This is a genomic window from Tianweitania populi (assembly GCF_014652875.1).
Lineage (GTDB): Bacteria > Pseudomonadota > Alphaproteobacteria > Rhizobiales > Rhizobiaceae > Tianweitania > Tianweitania populi.
Window position 1 is genome coordinate 1 of record NZ_BMZQ01000014.1, and the last position, 595, is coordinate 595.

The window sequence follows — 595 nt, forward strand, 5'->3', positions numbered from 1 at the left end:
GGTCACGGACCATATCCCGCTCCATCTGCTGCAGACGCTCCTGCAGCTGGTTTTCCCGGGCAACCTCCCGGACCGCTTCCCGCTCCCGTTGTGGTTCACGCAGCACACTCTCCGGCAGCGCAGTTTCCCGGGCACTGTTGCAAATAGTCGGTGGTGATAAACTTATCATCCCCTTTTGCTGATGGAGCTGCACATGAACCCATTCAAAGGCCGGCATTTTCAGCGTGACATCATTCTGTGGGCCGTACGCTGGTACTGCAAATACGGCATCAGTTACCGTGAGCTGCAGGAGATGCTGGCTGAACGCGGAGTGAATGTCGATCACTCCACGATTTACCGCTGGGTTCAGCGTTATGCGCCTGAAATGGAAAAACGGCTGCGCTGGTACTGGCGTAACCCTTCCGATCTTTGCCCGTGGCACATGGATGAAACCTACGTGAAGGTCAATGGCCGCTGGGCGTATCTGTACCGGGCCGTCGACAGCCGGGGCCGCACTGTCGATTTTTATCTCTCCTCCCGTCGTAACAGCAAAGCTGCATACCGGTTTCTGGGTAAAATCCTCAACAACGTGAAGAAGTGGCAGATCCCGCGATTC

At 56.1% G+C, this 595-nt stretch carries 1 protein-coding gene and 1 pseudogene; one reads left to right on the top strand and one right to left on the bottom strand.

Translation table 11 applies throughout. The features are described 5' to 3' along the window. Positions 1-193 (bottom strand): hypothetical protein (locus IE166_RS20595; protein WP_210313012.1); only part of this gene is annotated, 193 nt, incomplete at its 3' end. Between IE166_RS20595 and IE166_RS20530 the strand changes: the two are divergent. Further along, positions 194-595 (top strand): annotated as a pseudogene (locus tag IE166_RS20530) (IS6-like element IS26 family transposase); the annotation flags it as partial.